This window comes from Streptomyces sp. SCUT-3 (assembly GCF_014083985.1).
Lineage (GTDB): Bacteria > Actinomycetota > Actinomycetes > Streptomycetales > Streptomycetaceae > Streptomyces_H > Streptomyces_H thermolineatus.
In genome coordinates this window covers 1,889,228-1,913,189 of record NZ_CP046907.1, presented here as the reverse complement: position 1 = coordinate 1,913,189, position 23,962 = coordinate 1,889,228, and the positions used below count along the sequence as shown (strand labels likewise).

The 23,962-nt window shown below is 75.7% G+C and carries 20 protein-coding genes and 2 pseudogenes; 9 read left to right on the top strand and 13 right to left on the bottom strand.

Features of this window, described 5'->3' with window-relative positions; all coding sequences use genetic code 11:
* Positions 1 to 11: 11 nt before the first annotated feature.
* The 7 genes and pseudogenes from GQS52_RS08255 to GQS52_RS08225 form a co-directional block, all read right to left on the bottom strand.
* Positions 12 to 746, bottom strand: coding sequence for a response regulator transcription factor (locus tag GQS52_RS08255; RefSeq protein WP_182312777.1), 735 nt, complete (start codon positions 744 to 746; stop codon positions 12 to 14).
* A 58-nt stretch (positions 747 to 804) separates the two neighbouring features.
* Positions 805 to 1,524 carry a spermidine synthase gene (locus GQS52_RS08250; RefSeq protein WP_182312776.1) on the bottom strand — a complete coding sequence of 240 codons (720 nt, stop codon included), beginning with the start codon at positions 1,522 to 1,524 and terminating at the stop codon, positions 805 to 807.
* A gap of 238 nt (positions 1,525 to 1,762) precedes the next feature.
* Positions 1,763 to 3,145: a hypothetical protein gene (locus GQS52_RS08245; RefSeq protein WP_182312775.1), complete on the bottom strand. Its 1,383-nt coding sequence runs from the start codon at positions 3,143 to 3,145 to the stop codon at positions 1,763 to 1,765.
* Positions 3,142 to 3,999 carry an ATP-binding cassette domain-containing protein gene (locus GQS52_RS08240; protein WP_182312774.1) on the bottom strand — a complete coding sequence of 286 codons (858 nt, stop codon included), beginning with the start codon at positions 3,997 to 3,999 and terminating at the stop codon, positions 3,142 to 3,144. The genes GQS52_RS08245 and GQS52_RS08240 overlap by 4 nt, the downstream gene beginning before the upstream one ends.
* On the bottom strand, positions 3,996 to 5,069 hold the full coding sequence (locus GQS52_RS08235; protein ID WP_182312773.1) for a zf-HC2 domain-containing protein: 1,074 nt from the start codon (positions 5,067 to 5,069) through the stop codon (positions 3,996 to 3,998). Before GQS52_RS08235 ends, GQS52_RS08240 begins: the two co-directional genes overlap by 4 nt.
* A 182-nt stretch (positions 5,070 to 5,251) precedes the next feature.
* A pseudogene (locus tag GQS52_RS08230) lies at positions 5,252 to 5,763 on the bottom strand (RNA polymerase sigma factor); the annotation flags it as partial.
* A gap of 284 nt (positions 5,764 to 6,047) precedes the next feature.
* Positions 6,048 to 6,881, bottom strand: a complete 834-nt coding sequence (locus GQS52_RS08225) for an NAD(P)H-binding protein (RefSeq protein WP_182312772.1) — start codon at positions 6,879 to 6,881, stop codon at positions 6,048 to 6,050.
* A 35-nt stretch (positions 6,882 to 6,916) separates the two neighbouring features.
* Between GQS52_RS08225 and GQS52_RS08220 the strand changes: the two are divergent.
* Positions 6,917 to 7,846, top strand: a pseudogene (locus GQS52_RS08220) (AraC family transcriptional regulator); the annotation flags it as partial.
* Positions 7,847 to 7,865: 19 nt separating this feature from the next.
* On the opposite strand, the gene GQS52_RS27605 reads toward GQS52_RS08220, so the two are convergent.
* Positions 7,866 to 8,435, bottom strand: coding sequence for a hypothetical protein (locus tag GQS52_RS27605; protein ID WP_259370656.1), 570 nt, complete (start codon positions 8,433 to 8,435; stop codon positions 7,866 to 7,868).
* Positions 8,436 to 8,631: 196 nt separating this feature from the next.
* On the opposite strand from GQS52_RS27605, the gene lon reads away from it, so the two are divergent.
* Together lon and GQS52_RS08210 are read left to right on the top strand one after the other, a co-directional pair.
* A complete protein-coding gene (lon, locus tag GQS52_RS08215; protein WP_182312771.1) occupies positions 8,632 to 11,043 on the top strand; it encodes an endopeptidase La in 2,412 nt (803 codons plus the stop codon).
* A gap of 313 nt (positions 11,044 to 11,356) precedes the next feature.
* On the top strand, positions 11,357 to 11,821 hold the full coding sequence (locus tag GQS52_RS08210; protein ID WP_259371066.1) for a MarR family transcriptional regulator: 465 nt from the start codon (positions 11,357 to 11,359) through the stop codon (positions 11,819 to 11,821).
* 60 nt (positions 11,822 to 11,881) lie between these two features.
* Here GQS52_RS08210 and GQS52_RS08205 read toward each other — a convergent pair whose 3' ends face one another.
* Complete coding sequence (locus GQS52_RS08205) at positions 11,882 to 12,646, bottom strand: hypothetical protein (RefSeq protein ID WP_182312770.1); 765 nt, start codon at positions 12,644 to 12,646, stop codon at positions 11,882 to 11,884.
* Between the two features lie 489 nt (positions 12,647 to 13,135).
* On the opposite strand from GQS52_RS08205, the gene GQS52_RS08200 reads away from it, so the two are divergent.
* The 5 genes from GQS52_RS08200 (at position 13,136) to GQS52_RS08180 (ending at position 18,625) form a co-directional block, all read left to right on the top strand.
* The gene (locus tag GQS52_RS08200) at positions 13,136 to 15,748 is read left to right on the top strand and encodes a nitrate- and nitrite sensing domain-containing protein (protein ID WP_182312769.1); all 2,613 of its coding nucleotides are present in this window, start codon (positions 13,136 to 13,138) and stop codon (positions 15,746 to 15,748) included.
* The gene (locus tag GQS52_RS08195; RefSeq protein WP_259370655.1) at positions 15,745 to 16,299 is read left to right on the top strand and encodes a roadblock/LC7 domain-containing protein; all 555 of its coding nucleotides are present in this window, start codon (positions 15,745 to 15,747) and stop codon (positions 16,297 to 16,299) included. Before GQS52_RS08200 ends, GQS52_RS08195 begins: the two co-directional genes overlap by 4 nt.
* A complete protein-coding gene (locus GQS52_RS08190; RefSeq protein WP_182312768.1) occupies positions 16,296 to 16,706 on the top strand; it encodes a DUF742 domain-containing protein in 411 nt (136 codons plus the stop codon). Before GQS52_RS08195 ends, GQS52_RS08190 begins: the two co-directional genes overlap by 4 nt.
* Before the next feature lie 13 nt (positions 16,707 to 16,719).
* A complete protein-coding gene (locus tag GQS52_RS08185; RefSeq protein ID WP_259371065.1) occupies positions 16,720 to 17,310 on the top strand; it encodes an ATP/GTP-binding protein in 591 nt (196 codons plus the stop codon).
* A gap of 82 nt (positions 17,311 to 17,392) precedes the next feature.
* A complete protein-coding gene (locus GQS52_RS08180; RefSeq protein ID WP_182312766.1) occupies positions 17,393 to 18,625 on the top strand; it encodes a styrene monooxygenase/indole monooxygenase family protein in 1,233 nt (410 codons plus the stop codon).
* An 82-nt stretch (positions 18,626 to 18,707) separates the two neighbouring features.
* On the opposite strand, the gene GQS52_RS08175 is transcribed toward GQS52_RS08180, so the two are convergent.
* From GQS52_RS08175 to GQS52_RS08160, 4 genes are all read right to left on the bottom strand, one after another.
* The gene (locus GQS52_RS08175) at positions 18,708 to 19,913 is read right to left on the bottom strand and encodes a C40 family peptidase (RefSeq protein ID WP_259370654.1); all 1,206 of its coding nucleotides are present in this window, start codon (positions 19,911 to 19,913) and stop codon (positions 18,708 to 18,710) included.
* A gap of 381 nt (positions 19,914 to 20,294) precedes the next feature.
* On the bottom strand, positions 20,295 to 20,555 hold the full coding sequence (locus tag GQS52_RS08170; RefSeq protein ID WP_182312764.1) for a hypothetical protein: 261 nt from the start codon (positions 20,553 to 20,555) through the stop codon (positions 20,295 to 20,297).
* Between the two features lie 269 nt (positions 20,556 to 20,824).
* Entirely contained in the window at positions 20,825 to 21,583 is a 759-nt protein-coding gene (locus GQS52_RS08165) for a TetR family transcriptional regulator (RefSeq protein ID WP_182312763.1), read from the bottom strand.
* Positions 21,584 to 21,709: 126 nt separating this feature from the next.
* Positions 21,710 to 22,627 carry a diiron oxygenase gene (locus tag GQS52_RS08160; protein ID WP_182312762.1) on the bottom strand — a complete coding sequence of 306 codons (918 nt, stop codon included), beginning with the start codon at positions 22,625 to 22,627 and terminating at the stop codon, positions 21,710 to 21,712.
* A 171-nt stretch (positions 22,628 to 22,798) separates the two neighbouring features.
* Here GQS52_RS08160 and GQS52_RS08155 point away from each other — a divergent pair, with 171 nt between their 5' ends.
* Entirely contained in the window at positions 22,799 to 23,905 is a 1,107-nt protein-coding gene (locus tag GQS52_RS08155; RefSeq protein WP_182312761.1) for a ferritin-like domain-containing protein, read from the top strand.
* Positions 23,906 to 23,962 lie beyond the last annotated feature (57 nt).

Sequence of the window (23,962 nt, the reverse complement as noted above, 5' to 3'; positions counted from 1 at the left end):
CGGCAGAGGACCTACCGCACGGGAGTCTCCAAGGCGTAGCCCACCCCGTGGACCGTGCGGATGCGCTCCGCACCGATCTTGCGGCGCAGCGCCTTGACGTGGCTGTCCACAGTACGAGTGCCGGAGGCGTCGGCCCAGTCCCAGACCTCGGCGAGCAGCTGCTCCCGGGAGAGCACCGCCCTGGGCGTCTGCGCCAGGCACACCAGCAGGTCGAACTCGGTGGGCGTCAGGTGCACGTCCTCGCCCCGCACCCGCACCCGGCGCTGCGCGTGGTCGATCTCCAGGTCGCCCAGGTGCAGCGAGGCCGAGGCGGGCACCCGCGCGGCGAGCACCGCCCGCTCGACCCGGCGCAGCAGCACGTGGACCCGGGCCGCCAGCTCCCGCATGGAGAACGGCTTGGTCATGTAGTCGTCCGCGCCCACGCCGAGCCCGACCAGCATGTCCGTCTCGTCGTCGCGGGCGGTGAGCATCAGCACGGGCACCGGCCGGTGCGCCTGCACCCGGCGGCACACCTCCAGGCCGTCGTACCCGGGCAGCATCACGTCCAGCACCAGCAGGTCCGGCTGCCAGGTCTGCGCGGTCTCCACCGCCGACGGCCCGTCGCCGGCGGTGGAGACCGCGAACCCCTCGGCGCGCAGGCGTGTCGCGATGGCCTCGGCTATGGTCGGCTCGTCCTCGACCACCAGGATCCGGCGCTGTGCGCCGGGGGTGGGAGAGACCGTGCCAGTGGATGGTGCGAATGTCATGTCGGTGTCATCCCCGCCCCGCTGGTCCTGTCGGCGTCCCGCGCAAGGTTACGGTGGTTCAGCCGTTGACCGCGAGGTGGACCACGTCCGGCACACCCCGGGAGACCTCGACGGGCAGGCTGCGCACCCGCGAGAACCCCGCCTGCCGCAGCCGCTCCTCGAACGCCTCCGACGGCTTCGCGCTCCACACCGCCAGCACCCCGCCCGGGTTGAGCCGCGCCCGGCAGGCGGCGAGCCCGGCCGGCCCGTACAGGCCGCTGTTGCCCTCGGTCACCGTCCAGTCCGGGCCGTTGTCGATGTCCAGGCACAGTGCGTCGTAGCCCTCGCCGGCGTCCGACAGGTGCTCCAGCAGGTCGGCCCGGACGATCCTGGTGCGCGGGTCGTCCAGCGCCCCCGCGGAGAACGGCGCCAGGTGGCCCGCCCGGTGCCAGTCCACCACCGCGTCCTCCCGCTCCACCACCGAGATCGCCCCCCAGCGGGGCTCGGCCGCGGCCTCGGCCAGCGAGAAGCCCACCCCCAGCCCGCCGATCAGCACCGACGGGGCGGCGGTCCCCTCCGGCAGCTCCTCCAACGCGGCCCGCACCAGCAGCCGCTCCGAGCGGCCGTCGCGGGTGTCCATCAGGAAGCAGCCGTTGGCGATGATCTCGAAGTGCCGGCCGCGCCGCCGCAGCACCACCTCGCCGTACGGGCCCTCGCGGCGGTCCACGACGACCGGGGCGGCGTACTCGGCAACGGCGGTGGCGTCGGCGGTGGCGTCGGCGGCGTTCGGCGGCAGCATTCGGGCCTCTCCTCGTGCGGTGCGGTACACGCTGGTACGGCGGTGCACGGTGTGCGCGCCCCGCCGCACGCCCCGCCGCCCCGCGCCTCGGCGCACAGCACCTCGGCACACTGCGGCGGTCGCCCACAGGCTAACGGCGTCCCCGGCGGCAGGGGCGGTACTCGGCCACCGGGCGGTACCCGGCCGCGGCACGGGCGCCCGCCGCTCCCGTGCCGGCGCAGCACGGGAGCGGCACCCGCTACGGGGCGTCCACCGCCGACGGGTCGCAGGCGTCGCGCGCGGCAAGGTAGCCGCCCAGCCACTCCCGGCGCTCGGCCCCGCCCATCCGCTCCAGCACGGCGGCGGCCTCCGCCGCGGCGGCCGGGTCGGCCTCCGCGACGTATCCCATGGACGCGGCGTCCCCGCCGCCCCCCGGGAGCCGGCCGTGCGCCCACCGCAGCACCCCCTCCGACCAGATCGGGACGTCCTCCGGGACGTCCTCCGAGCACCCCCAGCCCAGTAGCGGCCGCAGCACCGCGTCCCGGCGCAGCCCCTCGACATTCCGCTCCGAGGACTCCCAGGACGCTCCCGGGCCGTCGACGAGCTGGAAGACGGCCGTCCCCGGCCCGGCCGACCCGGCCCAGGAGACGGAGGCCTCCTCGAAACGGACGGGAGCCCCGGGCACGTCCTCCAGCAGTTCCGCAGCCCTGCGGACGTAACCGGCGACCTCGTCCCGCCGTCCCTCGTGCACCGCCCTCATGCACAGTTCGGGCGCGCTGCCCCTGCACACCAGCCGGTCGGCGTCCGGATCAGGGCGCCACACCCCGTCAGCCGCCGCGGCCTGCAGCGGCACCGCGCCCGCCACCGCCACCACCAGCGGCACCACCGCCGCCCACCGGCGGCGGGCGGCGGCCGCCAGCACCAGCGCGACGGCCGGCCCGCCGAACCAGGCCAGCTGCGCGGGGCCGGTCCACCACGCCGGGAACCGCCCCTCGTGCCGCTCGAACGTCACCGGGACCAGCTGCGCCCAGCCGCTGCTGTGCGGCACGTCCCACACCAGCAGCACCGCGTAGCCGCACACGGCGGTCAAGGGCGCCAGGAGCGCGCCCCCCGAGAGCCGGCCCAGGACGTACCCGGCCGAGGCGAACAGGGCCACCGCCCCCAGGTCGCCGACCACCGGTCCGACGAGCGGGCGGCCGTACGCGGAGGCCGACGGCCACGCGGCGGCGAGGGTGACCAGCCACACCGTCAGGTACGCCGCCGTCCCGCACACCAGGACCGGGAGCAGCCCGGCCACCGTCCGCTGCAACCGGGAGCGGGGCACCGAGGCGGCCAGCTGCTCCGCACCGAGGCGACGGTCTCGGCCGCCGTGCCGGGCGGCCAGCGCGGCCAGCAGGGGACCGGTGAGGAACGCCAGGTTGCGCACGTACTGGGCGAGGTCCGCCCAACTCTCCTGCCACACCCACCGGTAGACGTACAGCCCGGCCAGCTGGACGGCCACCAGCGCGGCCCACCACCACAGGAAGCGCCCGCGGCGCAGCTCCGTGCGGAGGACGGGCAGGAGGCCCGCGGACGGAGCCGCGGGCGGACTTGCGGACGGGTCGGCGGACGGATCGGCGGACGGACTCGCGGGGGCGCTCATGCGCTCGCTCCTTCGGTTTCGGTGGTTCCGGTGGCCCCGGCGTCGGCAGGGGAGGGGACGGGGGTGACGGCGCCGTCCCGGCGGAAGCGGTGCAGCACGCCGGTGTAGCCGCGCTCGGCGGGGCCGCCCCCGTGGTCGTCCCCGCCGGTTTCCGCGCCCGCGGCCGCGGCCAGCTCGGCCGGGGTGCACTCCACGACCCGGCGGCCCCGCTCCAGGACGGTGACCCGGTCGCAGGCCGCGGCCACGTCGTCCACGTGGTGGGTGGCGACCAGCACGGCGGCCTCCCGGCCGAGCTCGCGCAGCAGGGCGCGGAACTCCGCCCGGTGCTCCGGGTCGAGCCCGGCGGTCGGCTCGTCGAGCACGAGCAGCTCCGGGTCGTTGACGATCGCCTGGGCGATCCCCACCCGCCGCACCTGGCCCCCGGAGAGGGTGCGCATCCTGCGGTCGAGGAGGTCGGCCAGCCCGACCCGGTCCACCGCGCGCTCCACCGCGGCGGGGACCCGCGCCGCCGGCACCTCCTTCAGCCAGGCCAGGTGGGCGACCAGCTCGCGGACGGTGAAGCGGGGGTAGTGGCCGAACTGCTGGGGGAGGTAGCCCAGGCGGCGGCGCACGGCGGTGCGGGCGGAGGGCGAGGAGGGAGTCCGGCCGAGGAGTTCCACGGTGCCCGAGGACGGTGCCGCGACCGTCGCCAGGACCCGCAGCAGGGTCGTCTTGCCCGCCCCGTTGGGGCCGAGGAGGCCGTGCACGCCCCGGTCCGCGGTCAGGTCGAGGGAGTCGAGCAGGACGGCGCGGCGACGGCGCACCGTCAGGTTCTCGACCCGCACGGCGGGCGGGGTCGCGGAGGAGGGGTTCACATGCGCTCCAGACGGTCGAAGGCGGTGCGGCGCGCGGCCAGCAGGACGGCGCACACGGCGCCGCAGGCCGCCCACGCGGCCTGCGCGCCGGGGCCGGACAGGACGGTTCCGAGGGAGGTCTCCAGGGCGGTGCGCAGGACTGCGGCGGACCCGCCCGGCGCGGCCGCCGCGCCGGGCACCGAGGGCGCGCCGAGGCAGGCCAGTCCGAGCAGCCAGAGGGCCGAGGTCGCGGCGGATGCCGCGGCGCAGCCGGTGAACGAGCCCAGCAGCAGGGTCGCCACGGTGAGCGCCAGGCCCGGCAGCAGCCAGGCGGCCGCCCCGGGGCCGCCCACCCCGTCCGGCAGGAGCAGTCCCGCCGCGGTCAGCAGCGGTACGCAGACGGCGAGCACGCCCGCCGTGCGGACCAGCAGCAGCCGCAGGCCGCCCGAGGGCGTCGCGGCGACGGTCTCGTGCATCGGGTCGGCCCGGCCGTAGCTCACCGCGACCCCGGCCACCGGGAGCAGCGGCGCCACGGCAAGCAGCAGCGGACGCGCCCCGTCGAAGCCGGCCAGCCGGGCGGAGACCACGGCCGCCACGGCGGCCACGGCCAGCGACGCGGCCCAGGCCGCCCGCAGCGCCGGCACCGCGCCGAACGAGGCCGCCGCCGCACGCCCCGCCCGGGCCGCGGGGCCGGTCCGCGCGGAGCCCGCGACCGGACGGCGGAGCCGGAGCCGGGGACGGGGCCGGCGCGGGGCGTGCCGGGCGGGTGCCGTTCGGCCCGGACCCGCGGGCCGGGCGGGTTCTGCCGCCGGGGCGGCGGGCGGGCGCTCCTCCGCCGGGGCCACGGGGACTGCGGCCAGGAGCGCGGCGCGCAGATCCGCCAGCACGGGCGCGACGGAGGTGGCGCGGACGGCGTCGGAGACCAGCAGAGCGCACTCCCCGCAGGACTCCAGGTGCTTCTCCAGCCTCCAGGCGTCCGCCTCCGGCAGCCCGCCACCCGCGTAGGCGTCGGCGTCCCGGGCGTGGACGTGGCGGGGTCCGGGGACCCGGCGGAGCCCGTGTGCGGCGGACGGGTCGGCGGGGCGGCTCATGCAGTGCCTCCGGCAGGTACTGGCCGTGCGGGGGAAGGGGAGGGAGCGAACCCGGTGACGGCGCCGGCCGCACGACCGGCACCGGCCGCGAGCCCGGCGCCTGCGTCTGCACCTGCATCGGGAACGGGGCCGGGGCCGGGACCGGCGCCGGGGCCGACTGCGGGGCCGTCTCCGCCGCCCCCGGACAGGGCCGCCCGCAGCAGGCGGCGGGCGCGCCGCGCCCGGGTCTTCACGGTGCCCTCGGGCACGCCGAGCAGCCGAGCGGCCTCCCGCACCGTCAGCCCGTCGACCACCGTCGTCCGGACCACCGCCCCAGTTCCGACGGCAGCCGTTCCAGGGCGGCGCCGAGCTCCCCGTGCTCCAGCCCCTCCAGGACCCGTGCCTCGGCCGACGGGGCGGGGACGGCCAGCGCCGCCCGCTCCTGCCGGACGTGCTCCGCCCGGTCCCGCGCCGAGCGGGCCTGCGCGCCGCGCGTCCACCAGCCGGCGCGCAGCGATCGTCCACAGCCAGCCGCCGACGGGCCGTCGGCGAACGCCCCGGCGGAGCGCCAGGCGGTCAGGAAGGTGTCCTGCAGGACCTCCCGCACCGTCTCCGGGTCGTCGCAGCGCCGGGCCAGCCGGGCGTGCAGCCAGCCGGCGTTGCGGTCGTACAGCTCGGCCAGCGCCTGTGCGTCGCCGGCCGCGACGGCGCGCATCAGCGCCGTGTCGCCGCCGCTGTCCGGGGTTTCCCCGCCGCGGCCCGGGGCACCGCCGCCGGCCGGTGCGGCCGTGCCACCGGCCGGCGCGTCCGCCGTCCGGGCGGTGCGGGTCCCGTCTCGTGCCCCCACGGGGCGGAAGAGTCTCACGCCCCCTCTCTCGTCCGGGGCCCGCCGGACGGTTCACGCGTGTCTCCGCGGCGCGTCCCGGTCCGGGGCGCAATCCCGCCCCGGCGGAGGAGCCGGGGCCGCGGGGCCCGGGCACGCGCCCGGGCCCCGCGGGGTCACGACCAGGCGCCGGCCGCGGCGGCCCGGGCGGCGTAGGAGGCGAAGTCCGCCGGCTCGCGGCCGAGGACCCGCTGCACGCCGTCGGCGGGCTCGGCGGAGTGCCCGGCGCGCATCATGGCGAACATCGCTCCGAGGCCGCGTGCGTCGGCCTCCGTCAGGCCGTCGGCGAGCAGTTCGGCGTGGTACTCCTGCGGCGTCAGCTCCACGTGCTCGATCCGCCGGCCCGAGGCCCGCGCGATCACGGCGACGGCCGATCCGAAGGTCAGCGCGCGGGGGCCGGACAGCTCGTACACCCGCCCGGCGTGGCCGTCCCGGGTGAGCAGGGCCGCGGCGACCTCGGCCACGTCCTCGACGTCGACGAACGGCTCGGGCACACCGCCCGTGGGCAGGGCGAGACGGCCGGCCCGCAGCGGCGGGAGCCACAGGTCCTCGTCGAAGTTCTGGTCGAAGTTGTTCGGGCGGACGATCGTCCACTCGGCGCCGGAGCGGCGCACGGCGCGCTCCGCGGCGGCCATGCCCCGCCCGAAGTCCTCGCCGACGTGCTCGACGCCGCGCCCGGACAGCACCACGAAGCGGCCGACGCCCGAGGCCTCGGCCTGCTCGACGAAGCCCTGCACGGGGGCCGGGTCCTCGGGTGCCACGAGGTACACCGCCGAGGCGCCGTCCAGCGCGGGCTGCCAGGTGTCGGGCCGGAACCAGTCGAAGGGCACCTCGCCGGAGCGGGAGGCGGGCCGCACCGGCCTGCCCTCCGCGCGCAGCCGGCGCACCAGCCGCCGTCCGGTCTTGCCGGTGGAGCCCAGGACCAGGATGTTGTTCCCGTGTGTCGTCATGCCACGGAGTCAACCCGCCGCGGACGGTCCCGCCCATGGACGGGCGTCCGGAGGGCATGTCCGTCCGTACGCGCCCTTATCGTGGCGCCATGGACCCGTTGGACGATCTCCTGCGGCAGGTGCGCGCCCACGGCGCCGAGTTCGACCGGCGGGTGCTGTCGGCGCCCTGGGCGCTGCGGTTCGACGGCGCCGCGTCCTTGACGCTGTGCGCGCCGCTACGCGGCCGGGGCTGGATCGTCCGGGGCTCCGGGAGCCCCCGCGGCGGCTGGAGGAGGGCGAGACGGCGGTCCTGCGCGGCCCTGGGCCGTTCGTGTTCGCCGACGACCCCGCGACGGCGGCGCGGCCGGACCTGGTGCGCGATGTCCGCGGCGGGGGCCCGGGGGCGGACGCCCCACCCGCCGGTGACCCCGTCGGTGCCCTTGCCGACGACCTCGCCGTCGACCCGGTCGGCGACGCGGTGGTGCTGGTCGGTTCGTACCGCTTCGGGGGCGACGGGGGCGCAGCGGCTGCTGGGGCTGCTGCCCCCGGTGGCCGTCGTGCCCGACGACGACTGCACGGCCGTGCGCGAGTACCTGCACCTGCAGGCCCTGCTGGACACGGAGCGGCCGGACAGGCAGGTCGTGCTGGACCGGCTGCTGGACTGGCTGCTGGTGTGCACGCTGCGGGAGTGGTTCGACCGTCCGGAGGCGGATCCGCCCGCGTGGTACCGGGCGCTGGGCGACGACGTCGTGGGGCCGGTGCTGCGTGCCGTGCACCGGGAGCCGGGCAGGCCGTGGACGCTCGCCTCGCTGGCCGCGGAGGCGGCGGTGTCCCGCAGCACGCTGGCCAAGCGCTTCCGCGAACTGGTGGGTGAGCCGCCTCTCGCCTACCTGGCCCAGTGGCGGATGGCGCTCGCCGCCGACCTGCTGGAGGACCCCGCGGTGACGGTCGCGGAGGTGGCGCGCCGCGTCGGGTACGCGGACGCGTTCGGTTTCAGCGCGGCCTTCAAGCGGCTCCGGGGTGTGAGCCCGAGCGCCCACCGCGCCGGAGCCGCCCACCGCCCGCCCGGCGGCGGTCCCGGCCGCCGGGGCGCGACGGGCGGGGAGGGCGTTCTCGCCGGCCATCCGGGCGGTTCCGGCTGATTCCTGCGGCGCCCGCGGCGGGGAAGGCGATCTGCCCGCGGGCGGCGAGGGCGCCGTCCGCGGCGAGGACGACCGTGCGGACGACGCCGCCCCGGGCCCGGGTGCGCAGCCGGTAGCCGTCGGGGACGGTCACCGGGGCCGGGCGCAGGGGGGCCGACATCAGGAAGCAGGGGACGTCGAGGGACCAGCCGGGGGCCGCCCGGGCGGAGACGGTCTCCGGCGGCGCGAACACCTTGAGCCAGGTGCCCGGTGCGGTGTTCGTGGCTGTGAGGTCGCGCACCAGCTCCTCGTCGGCCCGGTACAGCACGTGCCGGGTGACGTGCCCGGGCACCCCCACGTCGGTCGTCAGGCCCCAGGCCCGCTCCGCCGGGGGCGCGGCCCCGCGGGAGACGGCCCAGCCCTCGACCCATGCCCGCACGAGCTCCGTGTCCACCGTGAGCTCCGTGCCCACGAGGCCTCCAGGTACAGGGGAAGGAAGAAGAAGCGCGCGCATTGCCCCGCCCGGAATCGCGGCTCCCGCCACGGAGAGGTGAACGGCTGATCGCTCAGAGCGAACAGGGCGGGGGAACACCCGGGGCAGCAGAAGCATTGAGTCCACGTAGCTCAATTTGCCTGCCGAGGGAGAGATCATGGCTTCGGTTCCGTCGACGCTCACCCTGCCCCTGCTGCCGCTGGACGACAGCGTCGTGCTGCCGGGCATGGTGGTGCCGCTGGACCTTTCCGACAACGAGGTGCGCGCCGCGGTCGAGGCCGCGCAGTCCGCCGCCCCCGGTTCCCGCAAACCGCGGGTACTGCTGGTTCCCCGCGTGGACGGCCGGTACGCGGCCGTCGGCACGCTCGGCAGCGTCGAGCAGGTGGGCCGCCTCGCCGACGGCGAGCGGGCCGCCGTCATACGCGGCGAGAGCCGCTGCCGCATCGGCGCCGGCACCACCGGCCCCGGAGCCGCCCTGTGGGTCGAGGCGACCGAGGTCGTCGAGAACGTCCCCGACCCCCTTCCCGGCGCACTGGCCGAGCTGATGAAGGAGTACAAGGCCCTCGCCACCGTCTGGCTCACCAAGCGCGGCGCCTGGCAGGTCGTGGACCGCATCCAGCAGATCGACGACGTCTCCCGCCTCGCCGACAACGCCGGCTACTCGCCGTTCCTCACCGCCGAGCAGCGCCTGCGGCTGCTGGAGACCGAGGACCCGGCCGAGCGGCTGAGGCTGGCCCTGTCCGACCTGCGCGACCACCTCGCCGAGCAGGACGTGGCCGAGACCATCGCCAAGGACGTCCAGGAGGGCATGGACAAGCAGCAGCGCGAGTTCCTGCTGCGCCGCCAGCTCGAGGCGGTCCGCAAGGAGCTGGCCGAGCTCAACGGCGACCCCGAGGACGAGACCGGCGACTACCGCGCCCGCGTCGAGGCCGCCGACCTGCCCGAGGCGGTGCGCACCGCCGCCCTGAAGGAGGTCGACCGGCTCGAGCGCGCCCCGGACGCGAGCCCGGAGAACGGCTGGATCCGCACCTGGCTGGACACCGTGCTGGAACTGCCCTGGACGGTGCGCACCGAGGACGCCTACGACATCCCCGGCGCCCGCGCCGTCCTCGACGCCGACCACGCCGGCCTGGAGGACGTCAAGGACCGCATCGTCGAGTACCTGGCGGTGCGCAAGCGCCGCTCCGACCGCGGTCTGGGCGTCGTCGGCGGGCGGCGCGGCGGGGCCGTGCTGGCCCTGGTCGGGCCCCCGGGCGTCGGCAAGACCTCGCTGGGCGAGTCCGTGGCCCGCGCCATGGGGCGGAAGTTCGTCCGGGTGGCGCTGGGCGGCGTGCGCGACGAGGCGGAGATCCGCGGCCACCGCCGCACCTACGTCGGCGCCCTGCCCGGCCGCATCGTCCGCGCGGTCAGGGAGGCCGGGTCGATGAACCCGGTCGTGCTGCTCGACGAGATCGACAAGGTCGGCTCCGACTACCGCGGCGACCCGGCCGCCGCCCTGCTGGAGGTCCTCGACCCGGCCCAGAACCACACCTTCCGCGACCACTACCTGGAGGTGGAGCTCGACCTGTCCGACGTGGTCTTCCTCGCCACCGCCAACGTCCTGGAGTCGATCCCGCAGCCGCTGCTGGACCGCATGGAACTGGTGCGCCTCGACGGCTACACCGAGGACGAGAAGGTCGTCATCGCCCGCGACCACCTGCTGCCCCGCCAGCTGGAGCGGGCCGGGCTGACGGCCGAGGAGGTCGCGGTCGACGACGACGCCTTGCGCAGGCTGGCCGGCGAGTACACCCGCGAGGCGGGCGTGCGCTCCCTGGAACGCGCGGTCTCCCGCATCCTGCGCAAGGTCGCCGCCCGCCACGAACTCGGCGAGCAGGAACTGCCGGTGACCGTCGGCGCGGACGCCCTGCGCGACCTGATCGGCCGGCCACACCACACCCCCGAGTCCGCGCAGGACCCCGCCGTGCGCCGCACCGCGGTGCCGGGCGTGGCCACCGGCCTGGCCGTGACCGGCGCGGGCGGCGACGTCCTCTACGTCGAGGCGTCGCTGGCCGGTCCCGGCACCGGCGGCAGCGGGCTGTCCCTGACCGGCCAGCTCGGCGACGTCATGAAGGAGTCCGCGCAGATCGCCCTGTCGTTCCTGCGCAGCCGCGGCACCGAACTGGAGCTGCCGGCCGGCGAGCTGAAGGACCGCGGCGTCCACCTGCACGTCCCCGCCGGGGCCGTGCCCAAGGACGGACCCAGCGCCGGCGTCACCATGACCACCGCGCTGGCCTCCCTGCTGTCGGGGCGCCGGGTGCGCCCGGACGTGGCGATGACCGGCGAGGTGTCGCTGACCGGCCGCGTCCTGCCCGTCGGCGGGGTGAAGCAGAAGCTGCTCGCCGCCCACCGGGCCGGGGTGACCACGGTGCTGATCCCGCAGCGCAACGAGCCGGACCTGGACGACGTGCCCGCCGAGGTCCTGGAGCGGCTGACCGTCCACCCCGTCTCGGACGTGCGGCAGGTGCTGGAACTGGCCCTGGAGCCGGCCGGCGCGGCCGCCCGCACGGAGGGCGGGGCCGAGGCCGCCTGACACCGGACGGGGACACGGCGGGACGCAACCGGCCCGGGACGGCCTCCGGCCCGGGCCGGAGGCCGTCCCGGGAGCGCCGCACCGGCGCCGGGTGTCCTTTCCGTCCGGCGCCGGCGGTGCGAAATACTGGCCACCGACAGACGGGCCGACGGCGAAGCAGAGGACTGCGGGCGTGCACGAGAGCGGAGCCGCAGCAGAGGCGGCACAGGACTGCGGGACCGGCAGACCCGGCGGGACCCGGGAGCCGGCCGAGCCGCACGGCGGGGCCGGGGCGCCCGCCGGGGCCGGGGCGAAGGGCGAGTCCGAGCGGGCCCTGGAAGCGCTGGAACGCGAACTGTCGGTGTTCATCCGCCGCACCCGCGCCTCCTCGCGGGACATGGCCCGGGCCGTCCACCCCGACCTCGAGCCCGGCGCCTACGCGCTGCTGGTGCGCATCCACGAGGTCGGGGCCGGCCGGGCCACCGACCTGGCGGCGTACTTCGGGATCGGCAAGGCCACGATGAGCCGCCAGCTGCGGCCGCTGGAGGAGCTGGGCCTGGTCGCCCGCGAACCCGACCCGGCCGACGGCCGGGCGTACCTGCTGCGCCTGACGGAGGAGGGCCGCCACCGCTTCCTGCGGCTGCGCCGCGAGCGCCGCGAGCGCTACCTGGAGCTGATGGCCTCCTGGGACGTCGCCGACATCGGCGAACTGGCCCGGCTGCTGCACCGCCTGAACGACGTCAAGGAGCAGGCGCACAGGACGGCGCCCCCGCCCGGGCAGCGGCCCACCGAGGAGTAGGGGCCGCCGGCCCCCGCTCCCGTCGGTACCGACCCCGCCGGCCCCCGGCCCCCGCCGGGGTCAAAGCTCCACGAGCACCGCCGTCGCGTCGTCCGACGCCTTGCCGCGCGGGAAGCGTGCTCCCTCCGGGTCGGCCGCCTCCGCCGCGCGGACCCGGGCGACGAACGCCTCCGGCCCCTCCTCGCGCAGCGCGGCCAGGGCGCCGTCCCAGTCGCACGCGCCGAACACCTCGACCAGCCGTGCCGCCCCGTCGGTGAGGACGGCCACGGTGCGCACCCGCGAGCGCGGCCGGGTGCCCGTCACCGCCCGTGAGGCCACCCCGGGGTCCACTCCCGCGGTGTGGAAACCGTCCTCGGTGTTGCGCATCGACTCCAGCACCGGCCCGCGTTGGCGCAGCCGCGCCAGCCGCTCGTCCAGCACCGCCTCGACCCCGTCGTCCGAACCGAGCAGCAGGACGGAGTCGGACAGCACCAGGTGCTCCACGGACTCCTCGCCCCACCGGACGGCGACCACGGTCGCCTGCGGGGTGGCGAAGTGAGAAAGGTCACAGCTGTCGCTGTGCGCGTTTGCGGTGCGACCGATTGCCAGCGAAAGGCACTCGGCCAGGCCGATGCCGGAGTGCTCGGACGCGAGTTCGAGGAGTGCGCTCCCCAGGCGGGTGACGTACCAGGGCACTCCGTGGACGCAGCCGGTCCGGGCGGCGGGCGGGGTCACGCCGTCCAGGACCACAAGTGCGCCCCCTTGTCCGGATACGGGAAGGGCCGCGGCGGCGAAATCCTCGTTGGGGCGCGGCCCGCCGGGCTCGGAGGCCAGCTCGATGCGCATGGGGCAAGTCTGCCGCAGGTCACGGACGCGCCGTCCGCCCGGCGGAGTGCGGGGCGAATCCTGTCAGGAGGCCTGCCGCGGTGCCAACTCCGGTGCCGCGCGGGCAATGCGGCCGGCGTACTGCGAGTGGCAACGCGAGTGCCCTGTGTTGTTCACTCCTTCGAGTGTCTAGATAGGGGATGCGCGACGCCCTGCGCACACGGCTGGAATGGTCGGAGCCATGCCGGGGTGGGAACGACTGGTCGTACAGCAGACGCAGTCGCCGCACTCCACCATGGACGCACGGGGGAAGTTGATCAGTCGTCACCTCGGGTCACTGACGGGCGAGAGACGAGATTGCGAGATCCGGTGCGGACAAGGCATGAGTCGCGGACAGATGCGTCCGCCCCTGGCGTAGGGAACCGGGCCGACGAGCCGGCCCCGCCCCCGACCGAAACCCCCGCGGCCCCAGCGGCCCCGCCGGTCACCCTGGACAAGCCCTCCCGGCCGGTGCGGCGACGACTGCTGGCGGTCGTGGCCGTGTGCCTGCTGGCCGTCCCCGCCGCCGGCGCCCCGGGCATCGCCGCGTCGGTGCGGGACCTGGCCGAGTCGCAGCGCCTCGCCCAGCTGGCCCGCCTGGACGTGCGCGCCGTCGCGCTGTCCCACGCCCTGGCCGACGAACGCGACGACATGGCCGCCTTCGTGGCCGCGGGCCGCACCACCGCCCGGGGCGCGGGTGTCTCCGAGGAGCAGCGCGCACGCGTCGACCGCCAGGCCCAGGCGCTGCAGCACGCGGTCGCCGACGTCGACACCGCCGACGCCCCGGCGCTGGCCGCACGGCTGAAGGAGCTCGACGCCCTCGTCGACGCCCTGCCGCGGCTGCGCCAGCGCACCCTCTCCGGCCCCGGCACCGCCCGTTCCGCCTTCGACGGCTACTCCGAGACCCTCGACGCGCTGCAGCAGGTCGGGGCGACCGTCGCCCGGGAACTGCCCGCCCGCGCCGCCGACGCCGACACCTCCGCCCGGCCGGCCCTCGGCCGGGCCGTCGAGCAGGCGTCCGCCCAGCGCGGCCTGCTGCTGAGCGCACTGGCGGCCGGCGGCACCCAGCCGCAGCTCGTCGGCGCCGCCCAGCGGGCCTCGGTGCGCGAGCAGGCGGCCCTGGACGACTTCACCGCCACGGCCTCCCGGTCCGCGAAGGACCGCTGGGCCAAGACCGTCACCGGCGCCGACGTCGACGACGCGGACACCTACCTGGCCCGCCTGACCGACCGTCCGGAACTGGACGCCGGCGACACGGAGCTGGGCGCGGACCGCGTGGAGGCCGCGCTGTCCGCGCGCATCGCCCTGATGCGCAGTGTCGAGTCCTCGCTCGCCGCCTCCTCCTCGGCCGCCCTGGAGGAGCTGCGCAACGACGACGTCGTCGCCCTCGAGACCGTCGCCGCCCTCGTGGGCGTGTGCGCCCTGCTCGTGCTGGGCGTCACCGTGCAGACCGCCCGCTCCCTCACCCGGCCGCTGCGGGCCCTGCACGGCGGGGCGGCGGACCTGGCCGCCAGGTTCGTGCCGCAGCTGGCCGACCCCGGCGCGGCCGCCCCGGAGGTCCGGCCTGTCCCGGCCTCCACGCGCGACGAGTTCGCCGCGGTCGCCACCGCCGTCAACGCCCTTCAGGAGCAGGCCGCGGCCCTGCACGGGGAGCGCACCCGGGCCGCCCTCGACCACGCCGTCCTGCGCCGCGACCGGGACGAACTGGCCCGGACCCGCGAGGAGCTGACGCAGGAGCGGGAGGAACTCGCCGGACGGCTGGCCTCGCTGCAGGGCAGCGTGCACAGCACCTTCGTCAACCTCTCCCTGCGCACCCTCGGCCTGGTGGAGCGCCAGCTCGCCCTGATCGAGACCCTCGAGGACCACGAGGCCGACCCCGCGCAGCTGGAGAGCCTGTTCAAGCTCGACCACCTGGCGACCCGGATGCGGCGCAACAGCGAGAACCTCCTGGTGCTCGCCGACGTCGACCACAGCAGCGGCCACAGCCGGCCGACCGCGCTGCTGGACGTCCTGCGGGCCGGCGTCTCCGAGATCGAGCGCTACGAGCGCGTCCGGATCGACGCCCTGCCCGACGTCCACCTCGCCGGCTTCGCCGTCGACGACATCAGCCACCTGCTGGCCGAACTCCTCGAGAACGCCACGGCGTTCTCCCCGCCGCACGCCGACGTCGAGGTCTCGGGCAGCCTGCTGAGCGGCGGCGAGATCGTGCTCTCGGTCGAGGACAGCGGCATCGGCATCCCCGAGGAGCGCCTCGCGGAGCTGAACGAGCAGCTGGCCGACCCCGGGGCCGTCCGCGACACCGGTTCGGGCATGGGCCTGTTCGTCGTCGCCCGCCTGGCCGCCCGGCACGACGTGCGGGTCCGGCTGCGCACGCAGAAGCAGGGCGGGGTCGCGGCGGTCGCCGTCCTGCCCGCCCGGCTGGTGGTGCCCGGCACGCAGCAGCCGGCCGGGGCGCAGGAGAAGACCGGGACGCAGCGGGCCGACAGCGCCCCGGCCGACGCCGCCCCCACCACCGGTACCGCCACCGGTACCGCCACCGCCACCGCCACCGGTACCGGCACCGGCCCGGACACCACCGCCGGCCCGGACACCGTCACCGCGCCGGTCCCCGCACAGCGCACCCCCGGTGCGTCCGGGGCTCCGGCGGAAGCCGGGGAGCACTCCCGCGCGGAGGACGGCCACACGTCCGGCGACGGGGCGGCGCGCCCGCAGCCCCCCGCGGCGGCCGAGCCCGCAGCGCCCGCGCCGGCCGAGCCCGTGCCCGCGGCGGCCCCCGCCGCTCCGGCCGAGCCCGCCGTGCCCGAGCCGCGTCCGGGGGACGGGGCGGGTGCCCCGCTGACGTCCAAGGGACTTCCCAAGCGCACCCCGAAGGCCGCCACCCTCAACGGCCCCGGGGTCCGGCCGAGGCCCCGGGCCGCCGGCGGCCCGGTCGACGCCGCGGAACTCAGGCGCCGGCTCGGCGGGTTCCAGCAGGGCCTGGCGGTGGGGCGCCGCGACGTGGAGGCGGAACTGGCGTCCTCGGCCGAGCCGCCGGGGACGCAGACCGAAGACGAGGGCGGAACTGTCGAGGAGGCACGCGGTTGAACGCGTCGAGTACGAGTACCGACCTGCACGAACCCAGTCCCCAGGCCCGCAACCTGAGATGGCTGCTCACCGGGCTGGTCGACGAGGTCCCCGGCCTGAGGTCGGTGGTGGTCGTCTCCTCGGACGGGCTGCTGCTGATCTCCTCGGAGGCGGACGCGGACACCGGCCGTGAGGACGGCGACGGCCCCGCAGCGGCGTCAGAGGCGTCAGAGGCGTCAGAGGCTGCAGAAGCCCCGGGGGCCTCCCCGGAGGGTCCGGCCGGCTCGACCGCCGACCTGGCGGCGCTGGTCTCCGGCATCGCCAGCCTCACCTTCGGCGCCGCCCGGCTGATGGAGACCGGGCAGGTCAAGCAGACCGTGGTCACCATGGCCGAGGGCCACCTGTTCGTGATGTCCATCAGCGACGGCTCGCTCCTGGGGGTCCACGCGGACGCCGAGTGCGACCTGTCCGTCGTCGCCTACCACATGGCGCTCTTCGTGGGCCGCGCCGGACACGTGCTCACGCCCGAGCTGCGGACCGAGCTGCGCCGGGCCTACGGGGACAGCCGGTGAGTGCGGCCGGACAGGCCCCCGCGCTGCCCGCCAGGGGCGGGGGCAAGCGGGCCTCCCGGGTGCGTCCGTACGCCCTGACGGGCGGGCGCACCCGGTTCGGGCACGTCCTGCTGGTGGAGACGCTGGTCGTCACCTCCGACGAGCCGGACGGGGAGCCGGAGGGCGCGTCCGGCGGCTTCACCGAGGCCGTGTTCCCGGAGATCGGCGCCATCGTCGAGCTCTGCCGCAGGACGCGCTCGGTCGCGGAGGTCTCCGCGCTGCTGCACATCCCGCTCGGCGTGGTGCGGGTGTTGATCAGTGACCTGGCCGATCGGGGGCGGCTGCGGGTGTACGGAACGGGACACGGCACCGGCCAGCCGGATCGTGCGCTTCTCGAGAGGGTGCTCAGTGGACTTCGCAGGCTCTGAAACGGACAAGCCGGTGCGCGACGGCGAGGTGCAGGACTGGCAGGAACCCGGCGGCCCCGGACCGGTGTCCACCAAGATCGTGGTCGCGGGTGGCTTCGGCGTGGGCAAGACCACCTTCGTCGGAGCCGTCTCCGAGATCACCCCGCTGACCACCGAGGCGGTGATGACGCAGGCCAGCGAGGACATCGACGACCTGCGGGCCACCCCGGAGAAGACCACGACCACGGTCGCCATGGACTTCGGCCGGATCACCCTCGCCTCCGACCTGGTGCTGTACCTGTTCGGCACCCCCGGGCAGCAGCGGTTCTGGTTCATGTGGGACGACCTGGTGCGCGGTGCGATCGGCGCCGTCGTCCTGGCCGACACCCGCCGGCTGGCCGACAGCTTCCCGGCCCTCGACTACTTCGAGGGGTGCGGACTACCGTTCGTGGTCGCGGTGAACCAGTTCGAGGGCACGCCGCAGTACGAGGAGGCGGACGTGCGCGAGGCGCTCGCCCTGCCGGACGCGGTCCCGGTCGTCCTGTGCGACGCGCGCGAACGCGACTCGGTGGTCACGGCGCTGACCGCGCTGGTCGTCCACGCGCTCGCGGCCCAGCCCTCCTGAGGCCCCGCGGCGCCCCGCCGCCCCTCGCCCCGCCCTCCTCTCGCCCTCCTCCCCCCTCCGTATGTCCAGAAAGCAGGCTGCGATGCGGAAGATACTCGTCGTCGGCGCAGGCCAGTCCGGCCTCCAACTGGCCCTCGGGCTGCAGTCCCACGGCTACGAGGTCACCCTGATGTCCAACCGGACCGCGGACGAGATCCGTGACGGCCGGGTGATGTCCACCCAGTGCATGTTCCACACCGCCCTGCAGCACGAACGGGACCTGGAGCTGAACTTCTGGGAGGACCGGGCGCCGCGAATAGAGGGGCTGGGCGTCTCCGTGGCCGGCCCCGACGGCAGCCGCCCGGTCGACTGGGTGGGCAAGCTGCGCGGCCACGCGCAGTCGGTGGACCAGCGCGTGAAGATGTCCGGCTGGATGGAGGCGTTCGTCCAGCGGGGCGGCCAGATGGTCGTGCACGGCGCCGCCGTCTCCGACCTCGACTACTTCTCCCGCGCCTACGACCTGGTCCTGGTCTCGGCCGGCAAGGGCGAACTGGTGTCGATGTTCACCCGCGACGCCTCCCGCTCGCCGTACTCCACCCCCCAGCGGGCGCTGGCCGTCGCCTACGTGCACGGCCTGGAGAACCGCCCCGAGCACCCCGACTTCCTGGCGGTGCGCTGCAACCTGGTCCCGGGCGTGGGCGAGATGTTCGTCATGCCGTCGCTGACCCGCTCCGGGCCCTGCGACATCCTCTTCTGGGAGGGGATCCCCGGCGGCCCGCTGGACGTCTTCGGCGACATCAAGAACCCCGACGACCACCTCGCCACCACGCTGGAGCTGATGAAGCGCTTCCTGCCCTGGGAGTACGACCGGGCGCGGAACGTGGAACTGACCGACGCCGGCGGCGTGCTGGCGGGCCGCTACGCGCCCACCGTGCGGCACCCCGTCGGCGAACTGCCCTCCGGCGGGCTGGTGCTCGGCGTCGCGGACGTGGTCGTCGCCAACGACCCGATCACCGGCCAGGGCTCCAACAACGCCTCCAAGTGCGCCGCGGTGTACCTGGACAGCATCCTGGAGCACGGCGACAAGCCGTTCGACCGCGACTGGATGCAGGCGACCTTCGACCGCTACTGGGACATCGCGCAGCACGTCACCCGCTGGACCAACGCCATGCTGGCCCCGCCGCCCGCGCACGTGCTGGAACTCATCGGGGCCGCCGGGCAGATCCAGCCCGTCGCCGACCGCTTCGCCAACGGCTTCGACGACCCCTCCGACTTCGACGGCTTCTTCTTCGAGCCGGAGAGGACCGAGGCCTACCTGGCCGGCTTCCGGCAGTAGCGACACAACGGGGCACAACGGGGCACGACGGGGGCGGGGGAGGACGGGCGGCCGCCGTCCTCCCCCGCCCCCGTCGCACCGTCTACAGACCGGTGCCGATCGGCGCGCCCTTCTCCGCCGACTTCGGCACCTCGGGGACCTTGTAGTCCTCCATCGACTTCGCGCCCTCGTCCGGGCGGACCGCGCCGATCACCGTCATCGAGCCGACCGGCGCCACCTTCACGTACGAGCCCGGACGGGGGGCGTGCACGACCGCCCCGTCGCCGAGGTAGATCCCCACGTGCGTGGCGCCCGCACCGTAGATGACCAGGTCGCCGGGGCGCATCCGCTCCAGCGGGACGCGCGGCAGCTGCCGCCACTGCTCCTGGCTGGTGCGCGGGATCACCTTGCCCGCGGCCAGCCACGCCTGGGAGGTCAGCCCCGAGCAGTCGAAGGAGTCGGGCCCCTCCGCGCCCCACACGTACGGCTTGCCCAGCTGCGCGAGCGCGTAGGCGATCGCCTTCGCACCGCCCCGCGAGGCGCCCCGCGCACCGGTGCCCAGGGCGCCGGAGGCGATGAACTCCGCCTGCATGCGGTCGATCTCGCGCTGCTCCATGCGCTGCAGGTCGGCCAGCTGGGTGCCGGTCAGCGAGGCGACCACCCGTTCGACGTCGGCCAGCTTCTTCTTGACCTCGTCGCGGGCCCCGCGCTCCTTGGCGGCCAGCTCCTCGGCCTTCTCCAGCGCCTCCTGGGCCCTGTCGGCCAGGCGGCTCAGCTCCTTCTCCGCGGCCTCCAGCCGCTCGACCGTGTGGACCTGGGCGTCGACGCCCTGCGCGATCAGCCGGCGCTGGTCGATGACGCTGTTGGGGTCGTCGCTCAGCAGCATCCCGGCGTACGGGGAGATGCTGCCGTGCCGGTACTGCTGACGGGCCAGTGCTCCGGCGACCTTGCGGCCCTCGTCGACCTCGTCGCGCTTGTCGTCGAGCCTGCCGCGGACCTTCTTGACCTCGGCGCGCTGCTTCTTGAGCCGGTCGGAGGCGTCGTTGTACTTCTCCGTCGACTCCTCGGCGCTGTGGTAGAGCTTCTGGAGCTCCTCCAGGAGCTCGTCCAGCGGCATGTCCCGGTACTTCTTCTCCGCGGACCGCCCGCCGCCGGAGCCGCCGGAGGCGCCCGAGGACGCGGAGGGTGCGGGGGAGGGCTCTCCGGGCGCAGCGTGGGCCGACTGGGCGGGCACCGCGAGCGCGGCCGCCGCGAGCAGCGCGCCGCACGTGGCCGCCCTGTGCAGCCATATCCGGGCACGGTGGGCCATTGACATCCCGTCACCTCCGAGTGAATCGGGCCGCGATCGGCAGACCCCGACCGATCCTGCCACGAACAGTCATGTCTTCGGCAGGGTCTCTCGGAGGTATTCCACGGACCGTCACCCGCCCGGGTTACCAACGCCGGTGGCCCGCCTCGCCCGGACGGGGCACCTGCACGGCCCCGTTCGGAGCCACGGGCACGGACCGGGACCGCCGGACGGGGGAAACACCGGCCCCCGGCGCCCGCTGGCCCGACCGGGTCGGCCCCTACCGGCCCCGGCCCCGGTCGGACCCGGTCGGCCCCGGCCCCGCCCGGCCCGCCCCTATCGACCGCCCGACCCGGACCCGGTGAGCCCGGCGGACGCGGGGCCCGTTCGCCGCCCTCGGGCTCAGCCGCGGCTCCAGGGCCACTTCGGCAGGTCCGGCCGGCGGCCCAGCGGGTCGTACTCGTAGCGCCAGCGGGAGGTCCTGCCCCGCCGCGGGTCCGGGTGGGGAGCGCGGTGGTAGACGTACTCGGTGGCCGGCGCTCCGTCGGGACCGGGCACCGGCACCCGGTACACCCGGGGCGGGTTGCCGAGCATGCCGACCAGCACCGGCAGGACGCGGCCGTCCAGCGGCCCGCCGACGAACTGCGTGTTCTCGCTCCTCACCCCACCAGCATCCCACCCGGCCGCGGCCCCGCGGCACCGCGCCCGGTCCTGCTCCGCGCCGACCCGTGCCGTGCCGCCCGTGACGCGCCCAACGCCGTCCCGTCCCGTGCCGGGCCGCCCGTGCCGGGCCGCCCGTGCCGGGCCGCCCGTGCCGGGCCGCCCGTGCCGGGCCGCCCGTGCCGTCCTGCGCCGTGCCGTCCTGCGCCGTGCCGCCCGCCTGTGCCGTGCCGCCCGCCCGTGCCGTGCCGTGCCGCCCGCCCGGGCCGGGCTCAGAGCAGGTGCTGCGCGCTCCCGGCCAGGGGCAGCAGCCGGCGGGCCAGGTCACCGGCCGGGCTGTCGGGCCCCTCCGCCCCCAGCACCCGGCGCACCACCTCGGCCGTCTCCTCGTCGCCCGCCGCGCCCACGGCCAGCAGCCCCACGAACTGGTCGACCAGCCAGGCCCGCAGTTCTTCCGCGGCCGGCCGCAGCCCCTGGTCGATCCAGGTGAGGGAGATCGCCTCCGCCGAGGCGATCCACGACCGCACGGTCATCCGCAGGCGGGGTCCGGCGTCCTCGGCCATCAGGTGCCGCAGGATCTCCTCGGCGGCGCCGCGCCGCACGTCGTCGACGATCGCCGTGGTCCGGGTGGTCTCCACGACGCTCCCGCCGCGCAGGAGCGCCGAGTAGCCGGCCTCGTGCTCGCGGACGAAGGCCAGGTACCGGTCGACGGCGTTGGACAGCCGCTGGGTGGGCGTGCCCTCGGCGGGCTCCTGGAAGCAGCGCATCAGCTGGTCGGCCGCGCTGCGCAGGGCCGTCTCGTAGATCTGCTGCCTGCCGCCGGGGAAGTAGCGGTACACCAGGGGGCGCGAGACGCCCGCCGCCGCGGCGACGGCGTCCACGGTGACCTCCTCGGGCGCGCAGGCGCCGAACAGGCCCAGGGCGGCTGCGAGGAGTTGCTCGCGCCGCTGCGCGACCGGCAGCCGCCGGTACGCGCCCCTCGCCGCCCGGGGTGTGGCGGTCACGGTGGTGTCTGCCGCATGGCCATCCATGCCTGGCAGCTTAGGCGGTGCCGCCGGCCGCCACGGGGCCCTTCGCGCCGGCCCGTGCGAGGGGCCGGCGCGCCGGCCCGTGCAACGGGCATCGACAGGCCGGCGCGACGGCGGTCCGGGGGCGGGTCAGCCCAGGAGGCCGGAGCTCTTCCACAGCTTCCTGCCGACGCCGCGGATCACCCCGATCTCGTCCAGGAAGCCCGTCAGGTGGCTCGCCGACCGCCGCATCACGTCCCGGCGGTGTGCGCTGGCCCTCACCTGTGCCACGGCCTGTGCCGGGTCGAGGCCGACCGCGGTGTACACGCGGGGGCTGATCAGGGACTGGGCGACCACGCGGGCGGCCTCGCCGGAGGTGATCCGGGTCAGCTCGGCCTCCCAGCGCGGGCAGGTGCGCATCTGGCGGCGCAGCTCCTCGCGCGCGTAGCGCACGTGCCGGGCCTCCTCGACGACGTGGATCCGCGTGACGCCGCGGATCAGCGGCTGGATGTTCTCGTCCGGGAAGGTCAGCCGCTGCATCCAGTCCAGGATCTCCTCCACCAGCAGGGTCGCGGTGAACGACCCGGGGGTGGTGGAGACGGTCTTCATCAGCCGGCCGAGGTTGTGGTTGAGCCGGTTGGGCAGGTAGACCGGGGTGCCCAGACGGGTGATCAGTCGGGCGAACATCTTCGAGTGCCGGCACTCGTCCTCGACCTCGGTGAGCGCGTAGCGCACGTGCTTGCTGGTCGGGTCGAGGTCGAACACGTGCCGGGCCAGCAGCTGCATCAGGATGACCTCGAACCAGATGCCGACCGAGGCGGTGCTGGCGGCCTCGTGCTTGCTCAGCTCGATCCGCTGCTCCTCGGACATGCCGTGCCACAGCGGGGTGTCGTAGAGGGAGCACAGCTCGGGGGGCCAGAACCACTTGCCCTCCTCGAAGGGCGCGTCCCAGTCCAGTTCGGTGTCGGGGTCGAAGGAGTGCCTGGCGGATGCTTCGAGCAGCCGCTCGGCCACCTGCTCCCGCTCCTTGAGGGCGCCCAGTGCGTCGCGGTCTTCGGTGACTGTCATGAGGGTGGGCCTCCGGAGGGAAGGGGGTTACCCGCGGTCACCTCTTATGAGACTCCGTGTCAGCAAGGTCGTCAAGTCCCCGCGCGCCACTTGTTGACCCCCTGTCCGGACCGTGTGACGCTGCCGAGTGCCCCGGCCCTCGGGGCGATGCCGCGGTGGAAGGAGGCGTCGATGTCGACGCACGAGCTCTACGCACAGCCCGCGTCCGCGACCGGCTGGGAGGTCCCGGCGGCCGGGTCCGCCCGTTTCACCTGGGACTACGACGACGGCCGGGACCGGCTGCTGGCCCTGTACCAGAAGGGCAAGGACAAGCAGTGGGACGCCGCCCGGCGCATCGACTGGGACCTGGAGGTCGACCCCTACGACCCCCTCGGCGTCCCCGACCAGGCCCTCACCCCCTACGGCACCCCCTACTGGGACCGGATGAGCGAGGCCGACCGCCGCGAGCTGCGCCGCCACTACGCCTCCTGGCAGTTCAGCCAGTTCCTCCACGGCGAGCAGGGCGCCATGGTCTGCGCCGCCCGCATCGTGCAGTCCGCGCCCGACCTGGACGCCAAGTTCTACTCCGCCACCCAGACCATGGACGAGGCCCGCCACGCCGAGCTGTACGCCCGCTTCCTCCACGAGAAGATCGGCCTGCTCTACCCCGTCAACGACCAGCTCCAGGGCCTGCTCGGCGACACCCTGCGCGACTCCCGCTGGGACATGCCCTACCTGGGCATGCAGGTGCTCATCGAGGGCCTGGCCCTGGCCGCGTTCGGCATGCTGCGCGACACCACGGACAAGCCGCTGCCCAAGCAGATCCTCGCCTACGTCATGCAGGACGAGGCCCGCCACGTGGCCTTCGGCCGGATGGCCCTGCGCGACTACTACAAGCAGCTCACCGACGCCGAACTGCGCGAGCGCGAGGAGTTCGTCATCGAGGGCTGCCACCTCATGAGGGACCGGCTGCGCGGCGTGGAGGTGCTGGAGAACTTCGGCATCCCGCCGGCCGACGCGGCCGAGATGAGCGAGAACTCCGAGTTCCTGCGGCTCTTCCGCAAACTGCTCTTCAGCCGCATCGTGCCCTGCGTCAAGGACATCGGGCTGTGGGGCGAGCGGCTGCAGCAGGCCTACGCGGACATGGGCGTCTTCGACCTCGGCGACAGCAACCTCGACCTGCTGATGCGCCAGGACGAGGAGATCGCCGAACGGCTCGACGCGCAGCGGTTCGCCGCGGAGGAGGCCGAACGCGTCGCCGAGGTCGCCGAAGCCGTCGCCCGCGGCGCCGCGGACTGACCCCGGAACGCGCACGCGCACGGGACCCCGGCCGCGCGGGCGGCCGGAGTACCGGTA